The organism is Bacillus sp. EE-W1, from assembly GCF_009760835.1.
In the GTDB taxonomy this organism is placed as follows: domain Bacteria; phylum Bacillota; class Bacilli; order Bacillales; family Bacillaceae_G; genus Bacillus_A; species Bacillus_A wiedmannii.
The window spans coordinates 64,785-65,077 of the sequence record NZ_WIPE01000069.1; the positions used below are offsets into that span (position 1 = coordinate 64,785).

The window sequence follows — 293 nt, forward strand, 5'->3', positions numbered from 1 at the left end:
TCTAATCTTTTGCGTTCCTGATACTGTAATTGTAACCTGTTCATTAGGTTTCACATATATGCCTGTTGGCATATAATTTTTTTGCTCACCTCTTTTTTCTCTTTTTGCTTCATCCCAAAAACTTCCTGTACCAGGAAGGTCAAACTCTCTTTGTTCAAATTGAGTTGCAGTTTGTGCAGTTTCAGCATGTACATCTAAATTGTTTGACATAATAGGTGCAAATAACGTGGTTGCTAAAATAACGGATGTCGCAAGCACTTTTATTGGCTTTTGTAACCTGCCGTTCTTTTTTC

At 36.2% G+C, this 293-nt stretch carries 1 protein-coding gene; it reads right to left on the reverse strand.

The window, feature by feature from the left end:
* Positions 1–293: M60 family peptidase N-terminal accessory domain-containing protein (locus GFJ36_RS16935; RefSeq protein ID WP_275940654.1), on the reverse strand; the 293-nt coding region annotated here is incomplete at both ends.